This window comes from Dehalobacterium formicoaceticum, assembly GCF_002224645.1.
GTDB lineage: Bacteria > Bacillota > Dehalobacteriia > Dehalobacteriales > Dehalobacteriaceae > Dehalobacterium > Dehalobacterium formicoaceticum.
Map to the genome: position 1 here is coordinate 521,808 of NZ_CP022121.1, position 25,753 is coordinate 547,560.

The window sequence follows — 25,753 nt, forward strand, 5'->3', positions numbered from 1 at the left end:
TTTTAACCTGAACAACGGAACTCCTGCTGCCACCGCCGCATGCTTTGCCTGTCTATGTTTTTGTTATATTTTGCAGGAAAACCTTCCCCTTTTTATCATCAGACCGGGCAAAGTGCTTCTTAAAAGCATTTAATGTTAAACATGCCGGCAAATTTTTATTCTAACCCTTCTTTTTGATCAATACGCTTACCCATCCTACCCCTCCCAAAACATAGACTTAACTCTTTTATCTCAACCAGGCCTGGGTTTTTAGCAGATCCAGCAGCCCTGCCCGAAATGCACCCTTTTTTCTTTCCGTCAGGACATGAATCTGTTATTGTGATGATGGAAAACATTAAACCCCTGCATTACTTAGAATGTCAGCCTTGAATGCTCCATGTCAAAAATTCTTCAATTTACTTTGCCATTACTTACCACACGGTGAAACGTATCGACCATAACCCGGACGGGGGCCCCCTCCCTATGTATAAGATCCGAATTGATCCCCCCACGGTAACTTCAAAAACTGCCTGTGCTTGATGGAGCTTTTCTTCTTTGAAGGCAGAAATTTTCGCCATGCTATCCTTTAATTCTATTAATGTTAATGGTATGGGTAACCCAAAAAACTTACCGAAGATTACCAATGCCGTTTTTCTCCCTAAGAAGAAGGCTCTCACAAAAATGACTGTTACCCATTGGAAAAAGAACTCTTTCATCTGTTTGATTTTATTATTCATCTGATGTTCCATTTTATTTCCCCCCTCAATTTTCCCTTTCCCTCTTTCATCATTAAACCCTGCTACGAGATCCTGTTTGCGGTTCTTGATTTTTCCCCAGGCCTTTTCCTTGCTCATAATTTACCAAAATCAAGGAGGGAATCCCAGTAAAGATTGTCGTCCGGAAAAAGAACCTTTCGTGGTCATTCACCAAATACGAATAAAAACACACCCCTTTTAGATGTGTTTTTTATAGAAGTTATGGCCCAATCCCAATAAAATCAAGGGTTTTTGCCTTTCCTAATATGAACCGTTGCTGCAAGGTTTCATCAGTATGAATAGTATTGCTTCATAAACAGGTTCTCCCATTGAGCATCAATTAAAACAATTGCTTACCGTCAAGTAATGATTGAATTTTCGCTTCATGATTCATTTTTTTGATTTGTTTAATAAAACTAGAGCCATGAATTTAATCATCATGGCAAAAAGTCAGAGCAGACCTTTCCTTTTTCTTATATTGCCCGGCTATTTCGACATTTATCTCCATTTTGTCAAAAAGAAATTAGCCTGATGATAGATTTTTGGTTGTCAATGGCCGACAAATCTGTTATGTTTTTGATATCAAGCACTGTAAAAGCCTAGCGGTAAAATGTCAACATTAAAAAAATGAGAAATTGGAAAAAAAATAAGGGAACATGAAAAGTTCTGCTAAAAAAGGGTAACCCAAATAAACCTCGCACCAAATACCAATAAATGTAAGACGGTGAAAGGATATAAGAAGACCCAGTTAGGAAAAAGAGTTAATCTCTCCTTTCTGGTGGTGTGTACAGTTTGTTGGTCTTTAGTAGCATAAAGACCAACCGTACCAATTTTCGGGCAGTTAAGACGAGAGCACGTTTGTGCTGATGTTTCAAAGCTTCAGAATACTTTTTAGCATAAAAGGCGGCGTAATCACTATCATAGCGACGAACAAGGTTGGCAGCTTGTACCAAATAGTAACGCAGATACTTGTTGCCGGTACGTAATCGCTTAGTTTCATCGCTTTCAAATTCTCCGGATTGATATTGGGACCAAACAAGGCCTGTATACTTAGCCAGGGCATTATGATTGTCAAAGCGATTAATATCACCAATTTCAGCAATAATACCGGCAGCAAATACAGGACCAATGCCTTTGACTGAAGACAAAGTTTCAGGGACAGATTTCATGATCTTTCCAATTTCTTTATCGATCTTAGTGACTTCTTTTTCCATGGTCTGAATTACAGTAAGCATGACCGATAAAGAAAGATTAACAGGATCAGCCATGGCCTTATCAAGGCGATATGAAGAGCGAGCCAGTTTTTGTAAGAATAAAGCTAACTCTTCAGGGTTATCAAAACGGTTTTTCCCTTTTTCCTTTAGAAAATCCACCAATTCAGTAATGGACATGGAAACAATCTGTTCAGGCTCAAGTTCTTGCAAAACTGCCAGGCAGGTAGCCCCAAACATATTGGAAAAAGGGTTGTCCTGGCGCAGACCACTGAATTTAAGGAAGACCTGATTGAGAAAGTAGGTTTTGTCTCGGGCGATACTTTGCATCAGATGAAAGCGGGTTCGTGTAAGTCGCTGAAGAGCTTCATATTGAATGCACGAAGTCAATTCATGAGGAAGACGGCCAAATCTAAGTTGGTCCGCAATCACCCAGGCATCAATACGGTCATTTTTAGGAAGACAATCATATCCTTTCTTGAAACGAGCTACCTTTCTTGCATTAAGTACAAAAACCTGAGACTGAAAATCAGTAACTTCGTGGAGCCCGGCATTGAGAAAATGGGCTAAATGCCAGCCCAAATTAGAAGTAGCCTCCATACCAACACGAACAAGACTAGTCTGATATTTGACAGCAGATTGAAGGATACGTTGCAATAAAGTTTCAGCCCCGTTTAAATCGTTGGGAATAGAAAAGGAAGCAAGAGCATCACCGGAATCATTCATGAACTGCACAGAATGAGAGCGGAGGCTCACGTCAATTCCTACCATAAGATTTGCCATATCCACACCTCCCTTCGATAAATAATCAAATACTTCTCAGACCTGGGTGCCCATGGGAACCATCTAAAGCAGCCTCGTCATCAGAACTCATGAACAGGAAAACGACAGCTTGGGTGCTACCCCCGAATTCCTGACCCGGTGCAACTAGCGGTTAGATACTCGATGATGGACCACGGGTGGCAGGCTTTATAAAGCAGTATCCAGCAGGATCCGCAAGGAGTGACAGAAATCTCCCGAAAAGTACCTGTCGATCCCATTGTCCCATGAGCAGGTCCAAGAAACAAGACAGAATAAAGCAATAAAAAAGACAGCAAAAAGAGAACAAAAAGGCAACAAAAAACCAGCCAAGCAACAGCTAGTATTTCTACTCTGGCTGGCTGGTTTCCAATCACTAAGGAATTCAAGCATCCTGTTATGGGTCATATACCCTGAGCGTATTATATTTAAACGCCATAGTAACCAGGATTACTGATTTCCAAAAGTGCTCTATATTCAATTAAAAAGTTTTACCATCTAGTTTTGAAGAAACAAATCAAACAACAAAATGATTTGACCACAATCTATAATCGCGCGCCTTACAGATTAAACATGGACTACAAGTTTGCGAATGAAGAGATTCTTCAAAACTGGGAACCGGTTCCCCGGATCGCTATTCTTCAACTGGAAATTATGCTATCCGGTGGATCTAATACTATTATACGAGGAGTTGCATCATGAAAAAAGTTCTGATTATCGCCTCCAGTCCCCGGAAAAATGGCAATACCGACTTCTTGGGTCAATGGTCAGCAGACATCGCCCAACAAAACAATTATGAAACCGAGATCATTTATCTAAGGGACTATCGGTTTTCTTCCTGTATTGCCTGTGGAGCATGTAATCAAGACGGCCGATGTCATGTCAAGGATGAAATGATCCCAATGTATCCGAAAATCACCGGCAGTGAAAAGATTATTTTTGCGGCCCCGATATTCTTCCAAGCCTTAGGCGCTCTTCCCAAGGCTTTGATTGACCGCACCCAATGCTATTGGGCAGCCCATTATGTCCTTAATGAAAAAGTTATCCCGGATGAAGCTTTCAGGAGAAAGAGAGGTTTATTTGCCCTGCTCTGTGGAGCAACCAATCTATCAGATACCTTTATTTGCGCTGAAAAATCCTTAAAAGTATTCGCCTCCACCATTGAAACCAAATATGAGGGAGGACTGTTTTTCCCGGAAATTGATGAAAAAGGATCCATTGCAGAAAAACCTGATGTCAAAGAACAATTGACCTTGGCTTTAAATCAATTTTTTCAGAAACAGGTATAATTAAAAAAGAAACAAAAACCCTCCATAGAGGAGGGTTTTGTTTCTTAACTTTGTTATTTTAGCTGGGAAAGGAGCCGGATATGGCCCCGTTCTTGATTAATTAATTCCTCGATAATTTCTTTGCTTTGAAGAGCGATAACATTTTTTAACTCCGCAAAAAATATAATGGAATCCTTTTCAAAGCGGAGGGCCAAATCAATCGCTTCCTCTTTGGTCTTCACCCTTTCCGCCAGTTCATTAATATCTGCACCGGGATTAAAAACATGATTATCTACCAAGGCCTTCACATATTCCAGATATTCCCCATCATAAGTTTCTTGAGCCTGATGATCGGTGGTTTTCTCCAATAATTGTTCAAAATCCTTAATATGCTGTTCCTCTTGACCTTTGAGCTTTAGAAAAATATCCTTGACCTCCGGATCCTGGGTTTTCCCGGCCACAGCACCGTAAAACTCCCGTCCGTTTTTCTCAATTTCCACAGCAAATGTAATTACATCCATACCATTAAATGCAGGTAACAACACCATCTCCCCCTTCATCTTGATAAATACCAAGTATTTCTTCTAATATTAATATATTTTTCAGTTTTTATCCACTCCTACATTGACTATTTTCTTGGATATGATATATAGTAAGATTATCAGGAAAGATGAAAAAATTTAAGGAGGATCGGTCATGACTAAAATGATGTGTACCATGTGTAAATACACCATTGAAACGGAAACACCCCCAGAGAGATGCCCCTCTTGCGGCAATGCCTGTACCTTCGTCGATGCTACCTGCTACACTCCGGAGTGTGGATTTGATGATAATATTAACACAGATATCTATAAGAATCGTGACTAATTATAATAAAAAAGGCCCTTATTTGATCTCAAAAACCGGATCTCTGGATCCGGTTTTTCTTAAAAGCTATTTTTATTTTACAAGGAGGTAGGTTCCATTATGTTCTTGATCGGTTGTCATTTATCCTCTGCCAAAGGTTTTGAGGCCATGGGGAAGGATGCCTTAAAAATTGGCGCCAACACCTTTCAATTTTTTACCCGCAATCCTAGAGGAAGTAAAGGTAAGAAAGTTGATCCCATGGATGCAAAGGCACTTTTAGCGCTGATGAAAGAACATCAATTTGGCCCTATCTTAGCCCATGCACCTTATACGATGAACCCGGCCGCAGCAGTAGAGAGAACTCGTGAATTCGCCTGGGAAACCATGGCGGATGATCTGGCGCGGATGGAATATCTGCCCGGCAATCTTTATAACTTTCATCCCGGTAATCATGTGGGACAAGGAACCGAAGCCGGGATCCGGCTAATTATTGAAATGCTAAATAAAATTCTCAAGCGGTCGCAAACAACCATTGTCCTGCTGGAAACCATGGCCGGGAAGGGCACGGAGATCGGTCGTTCTTTTGAAGAATTAAAGGAGATTTTAGATGGCGTAATCTTAAAGGATAAAATGGGAGTTTGCCTGGATACCTGCCATATCAGCGATGCCGGATATGATATTATCAACAATCTGGATGGTGTTATTGAAGAATTCCATCAAATCATCGGTTTGGACAAGCTCTATGCCATCCATTTAAATGACAGCATGAATGATCCGGCCAGCCGCAAAGACCGGCATCAAAAAATTGGACAAGGAACCCTGGGTTTAAAAACAATCACCGCTGTGATCAATCACCCAAAGCTGCATCATCTGCCTTTTTTTCTGGAAACACCTAATGAACTTTCCGGGTATACAGAAGAAATCGGCTTATTGCGTAAAGCCTATTTGAAATAAAGTACGTGAAAAACCTCCAAATAATTTCTTTTTACTGAATCCATTCTACATGATTTATTTACTTGTTTTTCATGCTGGACAAATACAGGAGGAGTAATCGAATGGGTTATGTTTATTTATTCCTTGCCATTTCTTTAGAATTATTGGGTACATTCCTGCTGAAATATGCCGCAGGTTTTACCAAACTTCTTCCATCCCTGGGCTGTCTCATCGCCTATGGTCTTTGCTTTTTTCTTTTTTCCAAAGCGCTGCTCTCAATCAATTTAAGTGTTGCTTATGCAACATGGTCCGCGATTGGGATTATCGCCTCTGTCTTTATTTCCATCGGTATTTTTAAGGAAACGATTAATTTTCTGGGGATAATTGGTGTCGTTCTGGTGATAGCCGGAGTCATATTATTAAATGTCTATGGAACATCCCATTAAAGTCCATTTACTCAGTCTTCTGGGTCAATTTATAAATTTTACCTTGATAATCGACCGCATATAATTCGTTATTCTGATCAATGCCAAAGGAGGAAATCCGCAGATCGCTATCTAAAAGCAGCTTGTTTTCTGTGCTCAAATTATCATCAAGCCACAGGGCCCAAATCATACCGGTGCCAAAATCGCCGTAAATGTAAGCTCCTTTCAGTGCGGGGATATCATCACCGTAATACACCGATCCCCCGGTGATGGAATTACCTAGGGGGTTGGTCAATGTGTTACTACTTATTTTCCGTCAATTTCCTTAAGATCTCCACATCCGCCGGGCAGAAATCGTACTCGGATACTTCTTTTACAGAAATCCATCGAATATCCCGGTGCTCCAACTTTTGTATTATTCCCTCTGCAATCCTTGCGTTAAAAAGAGTCAGATGCACTGTAATATCAGGGTATTCATGCACCACATCCATAAATACATCGCCAACAGACAAGGTAACGGCCAGCTCCTCCTGACATTCACGCATAAGAGCCTGTTCTTTTGTTTCGTTAGGTTCTACCTTACCGCCGACAAATTCCCACAGCAGGGGGCGATCCTTGTGTGCCGGCCGCTGGCAGATCAAGAATTTATCATTGTCCCATATCAGGGCGGCAACCACTTCCGTCAACTTCCTACCACCAATCTATTTGTTTTATTAATTTGCATCCTTTTCCAGTCCCGGAGAAATCTTGCCTCTGTCATCTGAAACACTTTTTCCTAGCAAGGATGAGAAGTTAGATATCAACAACCCCGCGATAATTATCACTCCACCCGCCCACTGCACTACAGTAAGCTCTTCCCCAAGAAACACTTGCGCCGTAATAAGACCTACAACTGGGACGAGAAGTGACAATGGAGCAATCTTCTGAGCCGGATACTTCGAGAGCAGTGTACTCCAGATGCCATAGCCTATCAGTGTAGAAAAAATTGCAAGATACAATATAGAAAAGATTGAAAAGGCATTAATTTCTCTAAGAGCATGCCAAATCAGATCCGGTTTTTCCAAGATTAAAGAAGCAATCAGCATTGGAAGCGGCGGAAAAAGGCTTGACCACACAACCATACTAAACATATTCAGCTTAGTTCCCTGTGCAGCTGCTTCATTAGACGCCTGTCTTACGACAATATTGGAAAGCCCCCAAAAAAACGCCGCTACTAAAGTTAATAGAAATGGTCCCACCGGTATAGTTGAAGCCTGTTGGTTGCCAATATTCCCACTGATGAAAAGAAGCCCCATCCCGGCCAAAATAAGACCGACAATTTGACCTATTCTGATTCGCTCCTTAAACCATATCCCAGCAAACAAAATTGTAAAAAAGGCTTGAGATTGCAATACCACAGATGCAACACCAGCCGGCATTCCTATATGAATTGCATAGAATAAAAAGGAGAATTGTCCTACTCCCACAGCCAGTCCATAAGCGATAATATATTTCCAACCGACGGCCGGACGCTTTACAAAAATAATTGCAGGAAAGGCCGCAAAGATGAAGCGTAACGCCACCAATAACATTGGCGGTATTTCGTTAACTCCCAATTTGATCACGGTAAAATTAATGCCCCATAATACTATAACGACGGCGGCAAGTGCTATATCGCGAGCTTTCACAGGATGAACTCATATCCCTTCATTTGATATTATTCAGCTATTCAGACGAAAGAACAGCATACGATACCATTCTTTCCACTACAGTATACCAATAATCGGAATAATATTAAAGGATATATAATTACTTCTCGAGGAAAAGGAAAAGCCTGCTGCAGATATTGACCGCAAACAGGCTCATGGCGGGGAACATGGGTTTGATACAAAATGCCCCCGGCAGCCTTGTTTCCGTTTGTCAGGTGAACACCTCTATAAATGCATGATGATTGAGATACTGAGATTACAGAAATGCACACGCATGCGCTTTGACCTATGGGATGGCGTGCTTTATAAATTATTCCAGCTCAAACGTTTATCCCGGATGCACTATCTGTAAGTGATGCTGTGGAATTGACGGGCTATTGCCAAACCACAATATCAGAATGGATCTCCAAAGAAAAATTTTTTGGAGTGTGGTACTACAACAAATACTTGATACCAAAGGACTGCCTGATCGAATACATGGCAACCAAAGCTTACCGCATAACTCAGAAATCAAATAAACACATGAGTCTGATACGAAAATTTCAAGAGAAACAAGCCTAAACCGTATCTTAGTAAGAAAGAACTAAGATATCTGTGCTCTTACATAGCTGTTCGACTTTTGGCAGGCGAATATGTTTCCGCAAAAGTATACTTTATTAAATACTTTTATGTTTATAACCTCAAAATATGTGTATTTTATATCAGTTTTGCGATATACTATCAGTAAGAGAGGTGATAAACATGATTCTAAGACCGATGTATATTGAAAAGATTATGCCCTATGTGGATACGCCCTTTGTCAAAATACTTTCCGGCGTCCGTCGCTGCGGCAAATCTACAATATTGAAAATGATTGCGGATGAACTGCGAGGGCGCGGTGTCCCAGAGGAAAGGATATTGGCATATAACTTCGATTCCTTACAGCATGAGGACATCAAAACAGCAAAGCTCTTGTACGATACGGTGAAGGGACAACTTTCAAAGGACGGAAAAACTTATCTTTTTTTAGATGAAATCCAAGAAGTAAAGTCATGGGAGAAAGCCGTCAATTCCTTTATGACGGATTTCGATGTGGACATTTATGTGACCGGCTCTAACTCACGCATGATGTCCTCTGAAATATCCACTTACCTGACAGGCCGCTATATTTCTATCCGTGTTTTCCCACTTTCCTTTGCGGAATACTTGTCCTTCCGTAAGAAATATACTTCTGTGGGCGACATTCGATTGGAGCTTGCACGGTATCTCCGGCTGGGCGGCTTTCCTGCTGTCCATTTACAGGAATACACGCTGGATGAAGCTTATACGATTGTGAAGGATATTTACAACTCAACCATATTCACAGATATTGTAAAACGTAATCAAATACGCAAGGTAGACCAGTTAGAGCGCATTGTCAGGTTTGCTTTTGACAATGTGGGTCGGACATTTTCAGCCGCATCCATCGCCAAGTATCTGAAAAATGAGCATCGCTCAATCGACAATGAAACAGTCTACAATTATTTAAGCAAGCTGGAGAGCGCTTTTATTCTGCACCGCTGTTCCCGCTTTGATATTCAGGGCAAGGAAATACTGAAAACCCAGGAAAAATTCTTTTTAGCCGATCCCGCATTCCGTTTCAGTGTCCTCGGCTATACACCTGACAGCGTGGCGGCCATGCTGGAGAACCTTATATACCTTGATCTTTTACGGCGCGGCTATGATGTCAACATCGGCAAGCTCGACAACACCGTGATTGATTTTGTCGCTACAAAGCAAGAAAACAAGCTGTATATCCAGATTGCCGAGCGGATCGAGCGTGAAGAAACCCAGCAGCGGGAATACGGCAGGCTTCTGGGCATCGCAGACAATTACCCCAAATATGTCCTGCTGGCAGACGAATTCGCTGGGGGGAATTATCAGGGCATTAAAACTATGCACATTGCGGATTTCCTATTGAGCGAAGAATATTAATCAAATTCACAGTGCCAGAAGATGGAATCATACATGCTTATTATAACAGGGTGACTGAGAGGGTGACTGATAATTTAAATCAACGCCAAACGCCTTGATGCCGGGGTTGGTATTAACCATTTCCGGCCTGTCACATTTGCTGAGCTGGAAAAAAATAATCAAGAATTTAAGGGTGGGAGTAACAATACGGTAAGCGTCAGACGGTAAATGCTTTATATTTCATTTTATAAACTAATCTTAAAACCAAATAGAAAGCCGAAGAATCGTAATGCGAAAATGCACTTCAATTCTCCGGCTTTTTTTATTTCCTCAGAAAGGAGAAGTCCATGTTAGTGCACTACAAGAAAAACAGGAAACCAGCCTACTATGACTCAGATTCTGTGTCAGTCGGTAAAATCCTGCCGGACGAGCGCCCTCGCGGTCCTTTCAAAAGCTGTGGCAACTAGGGCACGAAGGATTTCTACAAAAGCATCAAAAAAGCCCTCAAAAGAGGGCGTAGAAAGCCGGGAAAAAGGAAGAGCCTGCTGCGGACATTGACCGCAAACAGGCTCATGGCGGAGGCGGTGAGATTCGAACTCACGTGCCGGTTGCCCGACAACCTGATTTCGAGTCGTTTGTCTTATGCACACTATGGTGGAAATTAGAAGAAGATAAAAGCACATGGAAGTATCTACAAACCCACTAATTTCAGCGTTTTCTGGACCCGAATACTGAAAGGCCTTGAAAAATCAATAGTTCGAATCAACTCCGATTTTGGCTGTTTTTTTGGAAAAAGGAGAGAAATTGGAGAGAACAAGAGAGATTTAGGAGAGAACAAAAGGCTTTTCTAACTGTTTTATATAGAGCTTCAGGATCACCTGCCGTTGACAATCCAATTAAGGAAAAGGTGATTCTATGAAGAAGAAAAATAGCAGTAAATACGATTACTTGATCAATGAGTATCCAGCGGTTATTACCAAAGACCAATTCTATCGGATCTGCAATATCAGTAAAAAGACCGCGAAGCACTTATTAGACAACGGACTGGTCCCCTGCGTCAACAGCGGTAAAAAAACCAGAAAATACAAACTCAAGCTAACTGATGTCATTGTATATCTCGAGGCTCGAGATGTTTCTCCTGAAAACTATACGGCACCACTCGGATGGTATAAACGAGGTTCTACCTACAAGGGTCATAAACGTGAACCAAGAGTGTTGACGGAGGAAGAGAGGAATCAGCTTACAAAGTTCTATTCTCATCGGATGGCCTATTACCCGGATGTTCTAAACGTCATCGAAGCATCCGAGATCACTGGTTACCATAGAAACTCAGTTGCCAAGTGGTGCACCAAGAAGCAAGTTCAATGCTTCAATATGGGAAACAAATATCTGATACCAAAACCATGCCTACTCGAATTCATGTTAAGCCCATTCTTTCAGGGTTTGAAATCGAAGATCGACTAGGAAATATGGAATTGAATCATCAACTAAGATAGGACCGTCACAAAACGTGGCGGTTTTATTTTGCCAAAATTTAAGGAGGTCGCCATGAAAGAAACCTTTAATCAACGTTACAAGCAAGTCTGCCAATTGGCGGAGCAGCAAGGCGAAGCCTTTGCCGAAGTTGTATCTGAATCCTTCGATGATCTGGATAGCCTGGGCGAATTCGTCGATACCCTGTTCTACATGCATTCCATCACGGATGATGAGCAATTCGCTGTTTTTCTCGGAATAATGTACGAGATCATGGGCATGCAGATGCCTGAAGAAATCGACTGCCACATTGTCATGGAGCAGAGGCTAAGCATTTTCTACAGTTGCTTCCTGACTTCATTCCTGACAGGAGTTTTTGATCGGGTCGGAGGTGATTTCTCTTGCCCTGCAATGTGATTGCCATCGCCAATCAGAAGGGCGGAGTCGGCAAGACCACCACCTGCACCAATCTGGGCATTGGATTGGCCTCCGAAGGCAAGAAGGTTTTGCTTGTGGATTGCGATCCCCAGGGCAGCCTGACGATCAGCTTGGGTAACTCTCAGCCGGATCAACTACCAGTGTCACTGTCCTCTGTTCTAGGTAAGACCATGAATGAAACCGCGCTTTCTCCCCAGGAAGGCATCCTGCATCATCCTGAAGGTGTGGATCTGATGCCCGCCAACATTGAATTGTCTGGACTTGAGGTCTCGTTGGTCAATGTGATGAGTCGGGAAAAGATCCTGAAAGAGTATCTTGACGGAATCAAATCTGGCTACGACTACATCCTGCTTGACTGTATGCCTTCTCTTGGCATGCTGACGGTCAATACTCTGGCTGCTGCAGACAGTGTCCTCATTCCTGTCCAGGCCCAGTATTTGTCCGCAAAAGGGCTGGAGCTGCTGCTTCAAACCGTCAATAAAGTCCGCAAGCAAATCAATCCCAAACTGAAGATCGATGGCATTCTGCTGACTATGGTTGATAACCGGACCAATGACGCCAGGGAAATAAGTAGCCTTTTGCGGGAGACCTATGGAACCAAGCTGAAGGTGTTCGACTCGTCCATCCCCCACTCCGTGAGGGCGGCAGAAACTGCTTCCTATGGGAAAAGCATCTTTGCCCATGATCCCAAGGGTAAAGTAGCAGAAGCCTACAGAAATCTGACGAAGGAGGTGATGAAGCTTGAAACCCAGCGGCAGAAATCTAAATCTGACCTCATACGATGAGATCTTTCAGACTGAAGAAGCAAGGATCGAAGCCACACAGGAAAAGGTCATCGACATTCCTCTTACACAGCTGCATCCATTCAAGAATCACCCCTTCAAGGTGACAGATGACGAATCAATGCTGGAGACCGCTGAGAGCATCACCAAGCACGGCGTCCTGGTACCGGTCATCGCCCGTCCCCGTGAAGAAGGTGGATATGAGTTGATCTCCGGCCACCGTCGCAAGCGTGCCAGTGAGTTGGCCGGTAAGGAAACTCTTCCTTGCATCGTCCGCAATCTCGACGATGATGCTGCCACCATCATCATGGTTGACAGCAATATTCAACGTGAGAATATCCTGCCTAGTGAACGCGCCTTCGCTTATAAATTGAAGCTGGAAGCTCTTGATAGGCAGCTTGGTCGACCGCCAAAAGAAAATGTGGGACAAGTTGTCCCTACTTATTCAGGCAAGCGTTCCACTGAAATTATTGGTGATCAAACCGGCGAAAGCTATAAGCAAGTCCAACGCTTTATCCGCCTGACAGAACTAGTCCCTGAGCTGCTCGATATGGTCGATGCTAAAAAAATCGCCTTCAATCCAGCGGTTGAACTTTCCTATCTCATGCCCCATGAACAGGTCCAGCTGATGGAAGCCATGGACATGGAGCAGGCTACACCTTCCCTGTCACAGGCTCAGCGTTTGAAAAAGTACAGCCAAGACGGCAAGCTGACCTTTGATGTTATGACCGCAATCATGTCGGAGGACAAAAAAGGTGAACTGGACAAGGTGACGCTCACCGGTGAGAAGCTCAAAAAGTATTTTCCAAAATCCTATACACCCCAGCAGATGGAGGAAACCATCATCAAACTGCTGGAAGGCTGGTCGCGGAAGCGTCAGCAATCACAGGAACGGTAATTCCCCTCCGAAGTGCTTCAATACGAAGCGCTTTTTTTATTCAACCGGTCGAAGGGAGGGATGCAGATGGCTGTATTTCGAGTTGAGAAAACAAGGGATTACACCGTTATGGCGAATCATCATCTGAAAAACAAGGATCTGTCGCTTAAGTCCAAAGGTCTTCTATCTCAGATGCTGTCACTCCCGGAAGACTGGGATTACACCCTCAAGGGGCTTTCCATGATCAACCGGGAGAGCATCGATGCCATTCGGGAAGCGGTCCGTGAACTGGAACGAGCAGGATACATCGTTAGGACAAGGGAAAGAAATGAGTTTGGTCACCTTAAGGGTACGGACTACACGATTTATGAAAAGCCTCATCTGGTAGTAGATCCTTCAGAAATCAAAGAACCACTGTCGGGTAATCCTGTATTGGATAAACCTATGTTGGAAAATCCAATCTTGGATAATCCAGTGTTGGAGAAACCTACGTTGGGAAATCCAACGCAATTAAATACTAAGAAAACAAATACAGATTCATTAATGACTAAGGGATTAAGTAAACATCCATCAATCCCTGATCCATCAAGAGAAGCCAAGATCGAGAAAGATGAGATGAGATTGGATGCTCATTCCATCAAGGAGGCCATCCAGGAGAAAATCGAATACAAGTTTATTGTTCAGCGTTATGACAAGGATCGTCTGGATGAAATCGTGGACCTGATGGTGGAGACCCTCTGTTCCAAGCGAGAATACATCACCGTTGCCGGGGATGATTATCCGGCATCACTGGTCCAAGAACGGCTGCAGCGCATCGACAGCACCCACATCGAATATGTCTTTGAGTGCCTCGATAAAAACACCACCTTCATCCGGAACATCAAGAAATATCTGCTCACAACACTTTTCAATGCCCCATCTACCATCGACAGCTATTACACCGCACTGGTGAAACATGATCTTTACGGGGCAGGTTCCCGCTTTTATGAGGATCTTGGGAGCCTTATTAAGCCCAGCAAGTAAGAAGGTTTGATTCCCATGCAAGTTTTGTAAATCAAATTAGCACGATAATCAAATCCCAAAGTTTCATCCGGCCATAAGAACCTGAATCAAATGTTCATCTTTTCTGAAAGGAGTTACTCAAAATGAAAAGACCTCTCGCCTATATCACGGCTTCCTGGGGCGTTGATCCAACTGAAAATATGGAGATCGCCGCCAAATACAGCCGGAAAGTATACGACGCTGGTTACAATCCCATCTGTCCGATTCTAATGCTTTCAACCTTCATTGATGACGGCATCCCCCAGGAGCATAAGGACAGACAGGATATCGAGCTTGATTACCTCAGACGCTCCAACGTCCTCGTAGTTTGCGGCTCTCGGATCGACGAAGCTGTTAAGAATGACATTGCCATTGCTGAACGTTATCGCATCCCGGCAACAACCTTAAGCGGCATCCTGACCGTTAAGAGCCATGGTCAGAAAAACCCTGCCAGATAACAGAAAAATACATTCCTGATTTTGCGCGTAACATTGGGAAAAAGGAATGTTTCGTGCAATTTCAAAAACAGAAAAGGAGAAGAAATCTATGGACGTATTGATTGTTGAACCTGAAAAGGCGCCGCGAATGGCCAATATCACCGGTGACTTGAACTCTCTGCAGCAGGTTGTCGGCGGTTACATCGAAGCCGTCTATCCCTATGATGACCCGGTTGCCATTGTCTGTCATGAAGAAGGCAAGCTCATCGGCCTCCCCCTTAACCGAAAGCTTGAGGACTACGACATCATCGCAGGAACCTTTATCGTCTGCGGTCTGGGCGAAGAGGATTTCGATTCCCTCACACCAGAGCTGGCAGAAAAGTATCGGGAGAAATTTGCAGATCCTGAGATCTTCATGAAGATGGGCAGCCGCATCGTCGCTATCCCCATCAAACCCAAGGACGAGCTGCATATGGCCAAACCGAAACAGAAATCTATCGAGCCTGAGCTTTAAGCTCATTATTCCATTGGTTTATTCCAGATTGTGAAGCTTCAAGGACTGGTTGTAAGGAGGTATAAGTTCTATTTGGACTATCAAGTGTTGAACGTTTATGTAGAAATAGTCACGATATCGTGATACAATTTTACCAGTAAAGTTAGTTGGAGGAATGAAATGCCTGTAATTTACAACAAATTGTTCAAACTGCTTATCGATCGGAGAATGTCTAGTTCTGAGCTAATGAACAAAGCTGGATTCAGCGCAAATATCATCACCAGACTTAAGAAGAACGAGTATGTTTCTATGGAGAGTATCGAAAAAATATGCAATGCACTCCAAGTTGGTGTTGACGAAATTCTTGATTTTGTCTCAGTTGAATCAGGCGGTCCAAATGAACGTCTTTAGATGATATTCGTTTGTTTGGATGTCGAATCATAAATTAATATAAATGAGGTGGCGGTCAACATGGCGGAAAACATTAAGGTTTTTATTTCATATTCTTGGGATAGTGAAGAGCATAAGCAATGGGTAAAATCATTAACTGATAAACTCATTCAGGATGGAGTTGATGCTTCACTAGATCAGTATGACTTGACTTTAGGTGACCGCCTTCCTCACTTTATGGAGCAGCGTATTGCGGAATCCAACCATGTATTAATTATCTGTACGCCAAAATATAAAATAAAATCAGATCAACGAGCTGGTGGCGTAGGCTATGAAGGTCATATTATCTCAGGCGAATTACTCTCATCTAGAAATGAGAGAAAATTTATTCCAGTAATACGTGAAGGTACTCCTTTTACATCTATGCCAAAATGCCTCGAAGGAAAGTTGGCAATTGATTTAACTGGAGATCGAAATTTCAACGATGATCATAATTATAAGGACTTGATTACGACACTTTATGGAAATCGCTCAAAGCCTCCAATGGGAACTAAACCAGCATATATTCCTAATAGTAGCAAACCCGTTTCCCAAGGGTTTGACAGTTCTGAGGATATAAAAATCCTCGGAATCATTACAGATGAGGTTACAGTTCCAAAAAATGATGGAACCAGAGGTTCTGCACTCTATAAAATTCCATTTAAGTTATCAAAGAAACCAAGCGACATATGGAAGAAAATTTTCGTTGCTACTTGGAACATGCCTCCCAGCTTCACTTCGATGCATAGACCCAAAATCGCATCTGTGTTTGGAGATACTGTTTATTTAGATGGCACCACAATTGAAGAGGTAAGAGATTATCATCGAAAAACTCTATTGCTTTGTGTCGAAGAAGCAAATAAAAAGGAAAAACTAATTTTAGCTGAGGAAGAGCGCCGCCGTAAGAGACAAGAAGAATTTGAAAAAACTCAAAGCCAAAAAATAAATGATGTAATTAAAGACATCGAATTTTGATAACATGCAGTTGCTTTAAATACTAAATTTCCAAATGCAGTTTTGAAAAGTATTGATTCTTGGACCGATTGAAAAATCGGTCTTTTTTCTTTTTAATCATCGCAACAAAATTTTTTGAAGGAGGAATTTTTCATGCAGGAAGAAGTGGAAAACAGGACCGTCGCCCTGGCCGTCAGTACCACCCGAATGACCGGACGTGTTCTGAAGACTGCACTCATCAAGCTATTGGCTGAGATGAAGAAGAGTCGGGACAGTCCGCCGCAGATTCCCCATGGCAAGCAGACCGTTAAGGAGCTCATCGGTCAGAATGCCGGAGTCTCCAACATTGAGATCACGGATAAAAACATCAAGTCCTTTGAGCAGGTCGCTAGAAAATACGGCGTGGACTATGCCCTCAAGAAGGACACCACCGGAGAGAAACCCAAATATCTGGTCTTCTTCAAGGCCCGGGACGCTGATGCCTGTCTATGGTAATCTAATAGTAGGCCACCGTAGTCATTGAAAAACCGGCCACAATAGATTAACCTACTTGAGAGGAAATTCAACAGGTAGGGGCTGGGAGAGATGATCACAATGAACATCAAGCAACAAATTTTAATGATGCATATTCATGAAGGGAAATCGCGCCGGGAAATTGCGAAAATAACAGGGATCAATCGGGACACCGTAGGAAAGTACATTGGACAATATGAGGAAGGGAGACAGCAATTATTGTCGAGCGGGTCGGCAGATATCCAGGCACTAGTCGACACCCTCACTTCTGCCCCCAAGTATACTGTGGGCATTCGACCCAAAAGAAAAATGACTGACGAGGTTGTGAACAGGATCCAGTTCTATCTTGACGAGAATGAAACTAAGCGAAATCAGGGGCGGCACAAGCAGCAAAAAAAAGCCATTGATATCTTTGAAGCACTGGAAGCCGAGGGTACTCAACTAAGTTACAGTACCGTTCTTCGAACCATTAGAAGCTTGGAACGGAAACCAAAGGAAGCGTTTATTAAGGCTCTGTATGAACTTGGAGACATTTGCGAATTTGATTGGGGTGAGGTTAAACTAAAAATTAATGGAAAATTTCAAGTTTTTCAGATGGCCGTATTCACAACGGCTTACGGGAACTATCGCTTTGCTTATCTGTTCACCAAACAAACAACAGAGTGTTTTCAGGAAGCACACGCCCTGTTTTTCCAGCATATCGGCCAAGTGTATCGTACCATGGTGTACGATAACATGAAAGTCGCGGTGAAAAGGTTTATTGGAACGGAGAAGGAGCCGACGCAAGGATTGCTTCAATTGTCGCTCTACTATGGTTTTCAGTATCGGTTTTGCAATATTCGCAAGGGCAACGAAAAAGGTCATGTGGAGCGAAGCGTCGAGGTCGTTCGCCGAAAAGCCTTCGCTTTTCGGGACGAATTTGAATCCCTGGAGGAGGCAAATCAATATTTGCAGGATGTGTGCACTAAGCGTAATCGTAAGTCCCATGATGAGTACAACGGCCAGACGGCGGAGGAACGATTGGAAGAAGAGCGCCCCGCATTGCTGCCCACCCTTCCACCATTTGATGCAGCTCGCGTGATTTATGGACGGGTGAACAAATATTCCACCATCATCGTTGATCAGAATCGTTACTCAGTACCGGATCATTTGGTAGGTGAATCGATCATGATTAAAGCATATGCGACCCGGGTGCGATGCTTCCATCAGGAATCCTTGGTAGCGGAGCATGTGCGATTAACCGGCAACCACGAGTGGCGGCTTGATCTGAATCATTATTTGGATACGCTAAGGAAAAAACCTGGTGCATTTGCCGGTAGTGCGGCATGGCAGCAGGCTCCTAAAAGGATAAAAGAAATATACGAAACATATTATACCAAACAAGACAAGGAATTTATACAGCTATTGCAATATATTCGAGACGATGTCCCATTTGCGGAAGTCGAGCAAGCTATTCGGGAGCTGGAGAAAATTCATCCGGCTCAAGTGACTACGGATAAAATTAAAGTGCTTTGTGCTAGGAATCGTGACGCGATGCCTGTTGTTCAACCAAATCTCTCGAAAACGGGAAAAGAGATTGTAGAGCGGTCAGCACAGCAGCTTCGCATGTACGATGACATGTTTGATACCCATACACCAAAAGCAAAGGAGGACGTTGCATGAGTAACGCGCCGCGCAAGGCGTTTAAGGAAGCGATATTGGAATATAGCAAAGAACTGAGACTCCCTATGATTCGTAAGCATTTGGATGAGCAAGTTCGGGAGTCAACGCAGCAGGATGCCAGTTATGAAGCATTTCTGGCGCAGTTACTGGAGAAGGAATGTGATGCTCGTCGGGAAGCCTCGCGGCATAATCGCATTCGTCTGGCTGAATTTACACATAAAAAGTACCTTGAAGATTTGGTCATCGCGGATTTGCCAGATGATGCCCAAAAGAAGTTAAAGCAGCTGAAAACATTAGAGTTTATTCAGGAGGGGCGCAACATTATTCTGGCGGGGAACCCGGGAACAGGCAAGACGCATGTGAGTATTGGGCTAGGCTTAAAGGCCTGCCTGGAGGGATATAAAGTATGGTTTACAACTGTTCCCCTCCTCATTAACCGGATTAAAGAATGCCGAGCAGAGCAAACTCTTCGAGCCTTCCAGAACCGCTTTGAAAAATATGATTTGGTTATTGCCGATGAAATGGGTTATATATCTTTTGATAAGGAAGGATCTGAATTATTGTTTACCCATTTGTCGCTGAGGGCTGGTCGCAAATCGACAATCATCACAACCAACTTATCCTTCGAACGATGGGGTGAAATTTTTCAGGATCCCGTGATGACGGCGGCCATGATTGACCGGTTGACGCATCAGTCATACATCGTCAACATGAATGGAAACTCGTACCGCATGAAAGAAACGAAGGAGTGGTTACAACAACAGCAACTGGCATGAAGAAAAAAACAATAACCCTGTATAAAGGTTTATCATGTTTTTGATAAACATTTATACAGGGTGTAACAAGCGATAGCGCGTTAGCATTCATCGTGAAACAATGCTCTTTGAAAACTAAATATGCTTATGAAACGACTAAATTTTTTTTTCTTAGTGGCCGAAAATTAAATGACTATATGGCCTAATTTTAAGTTGACAAATACAGATGCCCTCACCGCTGCCTTCACAGAATACACGGCGAAGGTCCTCAAAAAGGACAAGCAGCCTTCCATCCTGGAACAGCTTGCCAAATTTAAGGCTCTGGTTCAGACCAAAATCATGGACCGGGTGAAAAACAAAGATAAGGAGCTGACGCGATGAACGTAAAAATCAAGCGGATGCTCCTTTTAAACCTCCCCTATGTCCTGATCGCTCTCTTTGCCACGAACCTCGGAGAGGCCTGGCGATTTTCTCCTGGACTGGATATCTCGCAAAAAGTCCTGCATCTCATGGACGGCTTTGCTTTTGCTTTTCAGTCGCCTTGGCCAAGTCTGCTCCTACAGGATCTGATCCTGGGCATTGGAATCGCCGCCTGCATCAAGCTGGCTGTCTATGTGAAAGGCAGAAACGCCAAAAAGTACCGTAAAAACATCGAATACGGCTCAGCGCGCTGGGGCAGACCTGAGGATATCAAACCCTTTATCGATCCAACCTTTCGCAACAACGTCATCCTCACGGAGACAGAGCGCCTGACCATGAACAACCGCCCTAAGGACCCCAGGCTTGCTCGAAACAAAAACGTCATGGTGGTAGGTGGTTCCGGATCTGGTAAGACGCGGTTTTGGCTCAAGCCAAATCTCATGCAGTGCCATTCCAGCTATGTGGTCACCGATCCCAAGGGCAGCGTCGTGGTGGAATGCGGACAGCTTCTCCTGCGGGAAGGCTACAAGATCAAGATCCTCAATACCATCAACTTCAGTAAATCCATGCACTACAATCCCTTTGCCTACATCAAGAGTGAAAAAGACATCCTCAAGCTGGTGACGGCACTTATTGCCAACACCAAAGGTGAAGGCAAGGCCGGAGATGATTTCTGGGTGAAGGCGGAGACCCTGCTCTATACCGCCCTCATGGGCTACATCCACTATGAAGCTCCGGAAAGCGAGCAGAACTTTACAACCCTCATTGAGCTTATCAATGCCTCAGAGGTCCGGGAGGACGACGAGGACTTCCAGAACCCGGTGGATCTCATGTTCGCCGCACTGGAGGAACGTGACTCGGAGCATTTTGCAGTCCGGCAGTACAAGAAATACAAACTGGCTGCCGGTAAGACCGCCAAATCCATCCTGATCAGCTGCGGAGCCCGTCTGGCACCCTTTGACATCAAGGAGCTCAGAGACCTGACGGCCTACGACGAAATGGAACTGGATGCCCTGGGTGACCGGAAAACGGCGCTGTTCATCATCATCAGCGACACCGATGACACCTTCAACTTCCTGGTTTCCATGGCCTATACGCAGCTCTTCAATCTGCTGTGCGACAAGGCAGATGACGTCTATGGCGGACGTCTGCCTGTGCATGTGCGCTGCCTCATTGATGAGGCGGCGAATATCGGTCAAATTCCCAAGCTGGAAAAGCTGGTAGCCACCATCCGAAGCCGGGAGATCTCGGCCTGTCTGGTGCTGCAGGCTCAGTCCCAGCTGAAGGCTCTTTATAAAGATCACTGCGACACCATCATCGGCAATATGGACAGCACGATCTTTCTGGGCGGCAAGGAGCGCACCACACTAAAGGAGCTTTCAGAAACCCTTGGGAAGGAGACCATCGACACCTTCAACACCGGGGAAAGCCGAGGCCGTGAGGTTTCCCACAGTCTGAACTACCAGAAACTCGGAAAGGAGCTGATGAGCATCGACGAACTGGCCGTACTGGACGGCGGCAAGTGTATTCTGCAGCTGCGCGGGGTGCGGCCTTTTCTCTCGAGCAAGTACGACATCACCAAACACCCCAACTACAAGTACCTCTCCGATGCGGACCCGCGCAATGCCTTCAACATCGAGAAGTACCTGTCCACCCGTCTCAAGCCCAAGCCGGATGAAATCTATGAGGTCTACCACTTGGATTTGTCCAACCAACCCGAAGCCGCTGAATGAGCGGCTTTTTTCATCTCAAAATTTAAAATAATGGAGGTCAATCAATGGAATTCTTTAACAGTGCAGTAGATGTACTTCAAACCCTCGTCGTCGCTCTCGGTGCAGGTCTTGCCATCTGGGGCGTCATCAACCTTCTCGAAGGCTACGGCAACGACAACCCCGGTGCCAAATCCCAGGGCATGAAGCAGCTCATGGCGGGCGGCGGTGTCGCCCTCATCGGCATCGTACTGGTGCCGCTGCTTTCCGGTCTGTTCGGTTAATCGGGTAGAAAGCGATGGAAAGCATACTCGACAAAATCACCGAATGGCTGAAGACGATGCTTGTCGAAGGCATCATCACAAATTTGTCGGGGATGTTTGATAACGTCAACCAGCAGGTTGGCGAAATCGCAGGTCAAGTGGGATTGACGCCGGCGGCATGGAATGCCGGCGTCTTTTCCATGATCCGCAGCCTCTCCGAAAGTGTCATCATCCCCATCGCGGGTGTGATCCTTGCCTTTGTGATGACCTACGAGCTCATCCAGATGGTCATCGACCGGAATAATCTTCACGATATCGATACCTGGATCTTTTTCAAATGGATCTTCAAAACCTTTGTGGCCGTTCTTCTGGTCACCCATACCTTTGATATCGTCATGGGCATCTTCGATATGGCACAGTCGGTGGTCAACAGCGCTTCCGGCGTCATATCAGCAGACGCCTCGGTGGATCTGGCCACCACAGTGGCAGACCTTCAGACGCGGCTGACCGCCATGGAACTGGGGCCGCTTTTCGGACTTTGGTTTCAGAGCCTCTTCATTGGCTTTACTATGCAGGCCCTGAGTATCTGCATCTTCCTGGTCATTTATGGCCGCATGATCGAGATCTATCTGGTCACGTCGGTGGGACCCATCCCCATGGCCACCATGGTCAACCGGGAATGGGGCGGTATGGGACAGAATTATCTTCGCTCCCTTTTGGCCCTGGCCTTTCAGGCCTTTCTCATCATGGTCTGTGTCGGCATCTATGCCGTCCTGGTGCAGAACATTGCCACGGAACCCGACATCATCAAAGCCGTCTGGACCACCCTGGGCTATACGGTTCTGCTCTGCTTCACCCTGTTCAAGACCGGAAGTCTTGCCAAATCCATCTTCAATGCCCATTAAGCGAAAGGAGGAAAGCCTGTGGCCTATGTCCCTGTACCGAAGGATCTGACCAAGATCAAAACCAAGGTGATGCTCAATCTCACCAAGCGTCAACTGATTTCATTTGGCAGCGGTGCCATACTGGGCGTCCCGCTGTTTTTTCTTGCTAAACCCCACATGAGTGTCAGCACGGCAGCTCTTTTGATGGTGCTGTCCATGCTGCCTTTTTTCCTGCTGGCCATGTATGAACGAAACGGTCAGCCCCTGGAAAAGATCCTCTATCAGCTCATTCAGAGCCGATTCATCCGACCGAAGAAGCGGCCCTACCGGACCGATAACTTCTATGCCGCCGTAGAGCGGCAAACCAATCTGGACAAGGAGGTAAAAGCGATTGTCCACCAAGAAAACCATCCAACGAAAACTCAGCCGCGAGGAAAGAAATCGCATTGAAAGCGCCATCGCCAGAGCCAAGCGTGACAGCAAAGTTCCGGCAACGGCCCAGCAGACGATCCCTTACCTACGCATGCATCCCGACGGCATCTGCCAGGCAACGGATGCCTTATATACCAAGACCATTCAGTTTCAGGACATCAACTACCAGCTGGCTCAGAACGATGACAAGACGGCCATCTTTGACTGCTGGTGCGACTTTCTCAACTACTTTGACAGTTCCATCCGCTTTCAGTTTTCCTTCCTGAATCTGAGCGCCAGCATCGAGGAATTCGAGCAGTCCATCCTGATCCCGGACCAGAACGACGACTTCGATGACATCCGCGAAGAGTATGCCAACATGCTCCGAGGCCAGCTGGCCAAGGGCAACAACGGCCTGTCCAAGACCAAGTTCATCACCTTTGGCATCGAGGCGGAGAATCTTCGCACAGCCAAACCCAGACTGGAGCGCATCGAGAATGATCTCCTGAACAGCTTCAAGCGCCTTGGCGTCGCAGCAGATCCTTTGAGCGGCAAAGACCGCCTGAAGCTCCTGCACAGTATTTACCACCTGGACGGGCAGGAGCGCTTTCTCTTTGACTGGGACTGGCTGCCCCTATCGGGCCTTTCCACCAAAGACTACATCGCACCCGCATCCTTTGATTTTTCCGAGAGCAGGAACTTTCGGATGGGCAAAAAGAATTGCTCTGTTTCCTTCCTGCAGATCCTCGCCCCCGAGCTCAACGATCGCATGCTGGCGGATTTTCTGTCCATGGACAACAGCCTGGTGGTGACGCTCCACATCCAGTCCATCGACCAGACCTCGGCCATCAAAACCATCAAGCGCAAGATCACCGATCTGGACCGGATGAAGATCGAAGAGCAGAAGAAGGCCGTCCGTTCCGGCTACGACATGGACATTATCCCGTCGGATCTAGCTACCTACGGCGGCGAAGCCAAGAAGCTGCTACAGGATCTGCAGAGCCACAATGAGCGCATGTTCCTTGTGACCTTTCTGATCATGAATACCGCCGACGGCAAACAGCAGCTGGACAACAATATCTTTCAGGCTCAGGGCATCGCCCAGAAATACAACTGTCAGCTGGTCCGGCTGGACTTCCAGCAGGAATCCGCCCTCAACTCATCCCTGCCCCTTGGTCACAATCAGATCGAGATCCAGCGAGGTCTGACCACCTCCAGCACCGCCATCTTCGTGCCCTTTACCACCCAGGAGCTGTTCCAGCGAGAAGGCGAACCCCTGTATTACGGGCTCAATGCGCTGTCCAACAACCTGATCATGGTGGACCGAAAAGCCCTGAAGAATCCCAATGGCCTGATCCTGGGCACTCCGGGCAGCGGAAAATCCTTCTCCGCCAAGCGCGAGATCGCCAATGCCTTTCTCATCACCCAGGACGACATCACCATCTGCGATCCTGAGGGCGAGTATTACCCCCTGGTGGAGCGCCTTCAGGGGCAGGTCATCAAGATCTCACCCACCAGCGGACATTACATCAACCCCATGGACATCAACCTCAACTACTCTGAGGACGAAAGCCCGCTGTCCCTGAAATCCGACTTTATCCTTTCCCTGTGCGAGCTCATCGTCGGCGGCAGAGATGGCCTCCAGCCCATTGAAAAAACTGTCATCGACCGCTGTGTGCGCATGGTGTATCAGGCCTACCTCAATGAGCCCAGGCCGGAGAATGTCCCTATTTTGGGAGACCTGCACCGAATCCTTCTGGAGCAGCCGGAAAAGGAAGCCCGGCTCATTGCAACGGCACTGGAAATCTACGTCAGCGGCTCCCTCAATGTCTTTAACCACCGGACCAACGTGAATATCCAGAACCGCCTGGTTTGCTTTGACATCAAGGAACTGGGCAAGCAGCTGAAGAAGCTGGGCATGCTCATCGTGCAGGATCAGGTCTGGGGCCGCGTAACCGCCAACCGTGCCGAGGGCAGAAGCACCCGCTACTACATCGATGAATTCCATTTGCTGCTCAAGGAGGAACAAACCGCCGCCTACTCGGTGGAGATTTGGAAGCGATTCAGAAAGTGGGGCGGCATTCCGACGGGCATCACCCAGAACGTCAAGGACCTGCTGTCCTCCCGGGAAATCGAGAATATCTTTGAAAACAGCGACTTCGTCTACATGCTGAATCAGGCAGGCGGGGACCGCCAGATCCTGGCCAAACAGCTCAACATCTCGCCTCATCAGCTGTCCTATGTCACCCATTCCGGTGAAGGTGAAGGCCTGTTGTTCTATGGAAATGTGATCCTGCCCTTTGCAGACCGTTTTCCGAAGGATACCGAGCTCTACCGCATCATGACGACGAAGCCAGCTGAGGTCAAGGGGGTATGA

Annotated in this window: 29 protein-coding genes and 1 pseudogene; 24 read left to right on the forward strand and 6 right to left on the reverse strand. The window is 45.4% G+C overall.

From position 1 onward, the window contains the following. Positions 1-410: 410 nt before the first annotated feature. Together CEQ75_RS02585 and CEQ75_RS02590 are read right to left on the reverse strand one after the other, a co-directional pair. Positions 411-728, reverse strand: coding sequence for a hypothetical protein (locus CEQ75_RS02585; protein ID WP_157677291.1), 318 nt, complete (start codon positions 726-728; stop codon positions 411-413). A gap of 767 nt (positions 729-1,495) precedes the next feature. Further along, positions 1,496-2,728, reverse strand: coding sequence for an IS110 family RNA-guided transposase (locus tag CEQ75_RS02590; RefSeq protein ID WP_089608955.1), 1,233 nt, complete (start codon positions 2,726-2,728; stop codon positions 1,496-1,498). Between the two features lie 713 nt (positions 2,729-3,441). Here CEQ75_RS02590 and CEQ75_RS02595 point away from each other — a divergent pair. Beyond that, positions 3,442-4,032, forward strand: a complete 591-nt coding sequence (locus CEQ75_RS02595) for a flavodoxin family protein (protein ID WP_089608956.1) — start codon at positions 3,442-3,444, stop codon at positions 4,030-4,032. A gap of 53 nt (positions 4,033-4,085) precedes the next feature. On the opposite strand, the gene CEQ75_RS02600 is transcribed toward CEQ75_RS02595, so the two are convergent. Next, positions 4,086-4,553, reverse strand: a complete 468-nt coding sequence (locus CEQ75_RS02600; protein WP_157677293.1) for a ferritin-like domain-containing protein — start codon at positions 4,551-4,553, stop codon at positions 4,086-4,088. 154 nt (positions 4,554-4,707) lie between these two features. Between CEQ75_RS02600 and CEQ75_RS18570 the strand changes: the two genes are divergently transcribed. The 3 genes from CEQ75_RS18570 to CEQ75_RS02610 all read left to right on the forward strand — a co-directional run bounded on the left by CEQ75_RS18570 (position 4,708) and on the right by CEQ75_RS02610 (position 6,236). Continuing rightward, positions 4,708-4,878 carry a rubredoxin-like domain-containing protein gene (locus CEQ75_RS18570; protein WP_198306615.1) on the forward strand — a complete coding sequence of 57 codons (171 nt, stop codon included), beginning with the start codon at positions 4,708-4,710 and terminating at the stop codon, positions 4,876-4,878. A gap of 99 nt (positions 4,879-4,977) precedes the next feature. Then, positions 4,978-5,811: a deoxyribonuclease IV gene (locus CEQ75_RS02605; protein ID WP_089608958.1), complete on the forward strand. Its 834-nt coding sequence runs from the start codon at positions 4,978-4,980 to the stop codon at positions 5,809-5,811. A 101-nt stretch (positions 5,812-5,912) separates the two neighbouring features. Next, positions 5,913-6,236: a DMT family transporter gene (locus tag CEQ75_RS02610; RefSeq protein ID WP_089608959.1), complete on the forward strand. Its 324-nt coding sequence runs from the start codon at positions 5,913-5,915 to the stop codon at positions 6,234-6,236. A 7-nt stretch (positions 6,237-6,243) separates the two neighbouring features. Here the strand turns inward: CEQ75_RS02610 and CEQ75_RS02615 are convergent, their stop codons facing one another. Genes CEQ75_RS02615 through CEQ75_RS02625 form a run of 3 tightly spaced genes read right to left on the reverse strand, consistent with a single transcriptional unit; the run spans position 6,244 to position 7,882 of the window. Then, the gene (locus tag CEQ75_RS02615) at positions 6,244-6,471 is read right to left on the reverse strand and encodes a hypothetical protein (RefSeq protein ID WP_089608960.1); all 228 of its coding nucleotides are present in this window, start codon (positions 6,469-6,471) and stop codon (positions 6,244-6,246) included. A 46-nt stretch (positions 6,472-6,517) separates the two neighbouring features. Next, positions 6,518-6,901: a (deoxy)nucleoside triphosphate pyrophosphohydrolase gene (locus CEQ75_RS02620; protein ID WP_089608961.1), complete on the reverse strand. Its 384-nt coding sequence runs from the start codon at positions 6,899-6,901 to the stop codon at positions 6,518-6,520. Positions 6,902-6,928: 27 nt separating this feature from the next. After that, entirely contained in the window at positions 6,929-7,882 is a 954-nt protein-coding gene (locus CEQ75_RS02625; RefSeq protein WP_089608962.1) for an EamA family transporter, read from the reverse strand. Between the two features lie 351 nt (positions 7,883-8,233). Here CEQ75_RS02625 and CEQ75_RS02630 point away from each other — a divergent pair, with 351 nt between their 5' ends. The 20 genes and pseudogenes from CEQ75_RS02630 to CEQ75_RS02725 all read left to right on the forward strand — a co-directional run bounded on the left by CEQ75_RS02630 (position 8,234) and on the right by CEQ75_RS02725 (position 25,753). Further along, positions 8,234-8,464 carry a helix-turn-helix domain-containing protein gene (locus tag CEQ75_RS02630; protein WP_257914337.1) on the forward strand — a complete coding sequence of 77 codons (231 nt, stop codon included), beginning with the start codon at positions 8,234-8,236 and terminating at the stop codon, positions 8,462-8,464. Between the two features lie 180 nt (positions 8,465-8,644). After that, a complete protein-coding gene (locus CEQ75_RS02635) occupies positions 8,645-9,856 on the forward strand; it encodes an ATP-binding protein (RefSeq protein WP_089608963.1) in 1,212 nt (403 codons plus the stop codon). An 894-nt stretch (positions 9,857-10,750) separates the two neighbouring features. Beyond that, positions 10,751-11,299: a helix-turn-helix domain-containing protein gene (locus CEQ75_RS02640; protein WP_089608964.1), complete on the forward strand. Its 549-nt coding sequence runs from the start codon at positions 10,751-10,753 to the stop codon at positions 11,297-11,299. Positions 11,300-11,383: 84 nt separating this feature from the next. Then, positions 11,384-11,725 carry a hypothetical protein gene (locus CEQ75_RS02645; RefSeq protein ID WP_089608965.1) on the forward strand — a complete coding sequence of 114 codons (342 nt, stop codon included), beginning with the start codon at positions 11,384-11,386 and terminating at the stop codon, positions 11,723-11,725. After that, positions 11,710-12,531, forward strand: a complete 822-nt coding sequence (locus tag CEQ75_RS02650; protein ID WP_089608966.1) for a ParA family protein — start codon at positions 11,710-11,712, stop codon at positions 12,529-12,531. Before CEQ75_RS02645 ends, CEQ75_RS02650 begins: the two co-directional genes overlap by 16 nt. Then, complete coding sequence (locus CEQ75_RS02655) at positions 12,488-13,426, forward strand: ParB/RepB/Spo0J family partition protein (protein ID WP_089608967.1); 939 nt, start codon at positions 12,488-12,490, stop codon at positions 13,424-13,426. The genes CEQ75_RS02650 and CEQ75_RS02655 overlap by 44 nt, the downstream gene beginning before the upstream one ends. A 66-nt stretch (positions 13,427-13,492) precedes the next feature. Continuing rightward, on the forward strand, positions 13,493-14,428 hold the full coding sequence (locus CEQ75_RS02660; RefSeq protein WP_089608968.1) for a DUF6017 domain-containing protein: 936 nt from the start codon (positions 13,493-13,495) through the stop codon (positions 14,426-14,428). 122 nt (positions 14,429-14,550) lie between these two features. After that, a complete protein-coding gene (locus tag CEQ75_RS02665) occupies positions 14,551-14,904 on the forward strand; it encodes a DUF7768 domain-containing protein (protein WP_084234502.1) in 354 nt (117 codons plus the stop codon). An 88-nt stretch (positions 14,905-14,992) separates the two neighbouring features. Further along, the gene (locus CEQ75_RS02670; RefSeq protein WP_089608969.1) at positions 14,993-15,397 is read left to right on the forward strand and encodes a DUF3846 domain-containing protein; all 405 of its coding nucleotides are present in this window, start codon (positions 14,993-14,995) and stop codon (positions 15,395-15,397) included. Positions 15,398-15,556: 159 nt separating this feature from the next. Further along, positions 15,557-15,787: a helix-turn-helix domain-containing protein gene (locus CEQ75_RS02675; RefSeq protein ID WP_084234500.1), complete on the forward strand. Its 231-nt coding sequence runs from the start codon at positions 15,557-15,559 to the stop codon at positions 15,785-15,787. Between the two features lie 60 nt (positions 15,788-15,847). Further along, positions 15,848-16,780, forward strand: coding sequence for a toll/interleukin-1 receptor domain-containing protein (locus CEQ75_RS02680; protein WP_089608970.1), 933 nt, complete (start codon positions 15,848-15,850; stop codon positions 16,778-16,780). Positions 16,781-16,912: 132 nt separating this feature from the next. Further along, positions 16,913-17,242, forward strand: a pseudogene (locus CEQ75_RS02685) (PcfB family protein); the annotation flags it as partial. 102 nt (positions 17,243-17,344) lie between these two features. Continuing rightward, positions 17,345-18,934 (forward strand): IS21 family transposase, encoded by a 1,590-nt coding sequence (istA, locus tag CEQ75_RS02690; protein ID WP_089608934.1) that lies wholly within the window; start codon positions 17,345-17,347, stop codon positions 18,932-18,934. Further along, positions 18,931-19,710 carry an IS21-like element helper ATPase IstB gene (gene istB, locus CEQ75_RS02695; protein ID WP_089608935.1) on the forward strand — a complete coding sequence of 260 codons (780 nt, stop codon included), beginning with the start codon at positions 18,931-18,933 and terminating at the stop codon, positions 19,708-19,710. The genes istA and istB overlap by 4 nt, the downstream gene beginning before the upstream one ends. Before the next feature lie 168 nt (positions 19,711-19,878). Beyond that, positions 19,879-20,070: a DUF3801 domain-containing protein gene (locus CEQ75_RS02700; protein WP_089608972.1), complete on the forward strand. Its 192-nt coding sequence runs from the start codon at positions 19,879-19,881 to the stop codon at positions 20,068-20,070. After that, positions 20,067-21,842, forward strand: coding sequence for a VirD4-like conjugal transfer protein, CD1115 family (locus tag CEQ75_RS02705; RefSeq protein ID WP_089608973.1), 1,776 nt, complete (start codon positions 20,067-20,069; stop codon positions 21,840-21,842). Before CEQ75_RS02700 ends, CEQ75_RS02705 begins: the two co-directional genes overlap by 4 nt. Before the next feature lie 44 nt (positions 21,843-21,886). Next, complete coding sequence (locus tag CEQ75_RS02710) at positions 21,887-22,102, forward strand: Maff2 family mobile element protein (RefSeq protein WP_084234496.1); 216 nt, start codon at positions 21,887-21,889, stop codon at positions 22,100-22,102. Between the two features lie 14 nt (positions 22,103-22,116). Continuing rightward, the gene (locus tag CEQ75_RS02715; protein WP_089608974.1) at positions 22,117-22,986 is read left to right on the forward strand and encodes a VirB6/TrbL-like conjugal transfer protein, CD1112 family; all 870 of its coding nucleotides are present in this window, start codon (positions 22,117-22,119) and stop codon (positions 22,984-22,986) included. Between the two features lie 18 nt (positions 22,987-23,004). Then, positions 23,005-23,415 (forward strand): PrgI family protein, encoded by a 411-nt coding sequence (locus CEQ75_RS02720; RefSeq protein ID WP_089608975.1) that lies wholly within the window; start codon positions 23,005-23,007, stop codon positions 23,413-23,415. After that, positions 23,357-25,753 (forward strand): VirB4-like conjugal transfer ATPase, CD1110 family, encoded by a 2,397-nt coding sequence (locus CEQ75_RS02725; RefSeq protein ID WP_089608976.1) that lies wholly within the window; start codon positions 23,357-23,359, stop codon positions 25,751-25,753. Before CEQ75_RS02720 ends, CEQ75_RS02725 begins: the two co-directional genes overlap by 59 nt.

Coding starts and splice junctions, on each gene's coding strand:
- CEQ75_RS02585 (WP_157677291.1), bottom strand. CDS start 728: ATGGAACATCAGATGAATAATAAAATCAAACAGATGAAAGAGTTCTTT.
- CEQ75_RS02680 (WP_089608970.1), top strand. CDS start 15,848: ATGGCGGAAAACATTAAGGTTTTTATTTCATATTCTTGGGATAGTGAA.
- CEQ75_RS02635 (WP_089608963.1), top strand. CDS start 8,645: ATGATTCTAAGACCGATGTATATTGAAAAGATTATGCCCTATGTGGAT.
- CEQ75_RS02605 (WP_089608958.1), top strand. CDS start 4,978: ATGTTCTTGATCGGTTGTCATTTATCCTCTGCCAAAGGTTTTGAGGCC.
- istB (WP_089608935.1), top strand. CDS start 18,931: ATGAGTAACGCGCCGCGCAAGGCGTTTAAGGAAGCGATATTGGAATAT.
- CEQ75_RS18570 (WP_198306615.1), top strand. CDS start 4,708: ATGACTAAAATGATGTGTACCATGTGTAAATACACCATTGAAACGGAA.
- CEQ75_RS02590 (WP_089608955.1), bottom strand. CDS start 2,728: ATGGCAAATCTTATGGTAGGAATTGACGTGAGCCTCCGCTCTCATTCT.
- CEQ75_RS02715 (WP_089608974.1), top strand. CDS start 22,117: ATGGAAAGCATACTCGACAAAATCACCGAATGGCTGAAGACGATGCTT.
- CEQ75_RS02595 (WP_089608956.1), top strand. CDS start 3,442: ATGAAAAAAGTTCTGATTATCGCCTCCAGTCCCCGGAAAAATGGCAAT.
- CEQ75_RS02670 (WP_089608969.1), top strand. CDS start 14,993: ATGGACGTATTGATTGTTGAACCTGAAAAGGCGCCGCGAATGGCCAAT.
- CEQ75_RS02700 (WP_089608972.1), top strand. CDS start 19,879: ATGACTATATGGCCTAATTTTAAGTTGACAAATACAGATGCCCTCACC.
- CEQ75_RS02610 (WP_089608959.1), top strand. CDS start 5,913: ATGGGTTATGTTTATTTATTCCTTGCCATTTCTTTAGAATTATTGGGT.
- CEQ75_RS02645 (WP_089608965.1), top strand. CDS start 11,384: ATGAAAGAAACCTTTAATCAACGTTACAAGCAAGTCTGCCAATTGGCG.
- CEQ75_RS02675 (WP_084234500.1), top strand. CDS start 15,557: ATGCCTGTAATTTACAACAAATTGTTCAAACTGCTTATCGATCGGAGA.
- CEQ75_RS02640 (WP_089608964.1), top strand. CDS start 10,751: ATGAAGAAGAAAAATAGCAGTAAATACGATTACTTGATCAATGAGTAT.
- CEQ75_RS02710 (WP_084234496.1), top strand. CDS start 21,887: ATGGAATTCTTTAACAGTGCAGTAGATGTACTTCAAACCCTCGTCGTC.
- CEQ75_RS02660 (WP_089608968.1), top strand. CDS start 13,493: ATGGCTGTATTTCGAGTTGAGAAAACAAGGGATTACACCGTTATGGCG.
- CEQ75_RS02665 (WP_084234502.1), top strand. CDS start 14,551: ATGAAAAGACCTCTCGCCTATATCACGGCTTCCTGGGGCGTTGATCCA.
- istA (WP_089608934.1), top strand. CDS start 17,345: ATGATCACAATGAACATCAAGCAACAAATTTTAATGATGCATATTCAT.
- CEQ75_RS02705 (WP_089608973.1), top strand. CDS start 20,067: ATGAACGTAAAAATCAAGCGGATGCTCCTTTTAAACCTCCCCTATGTC.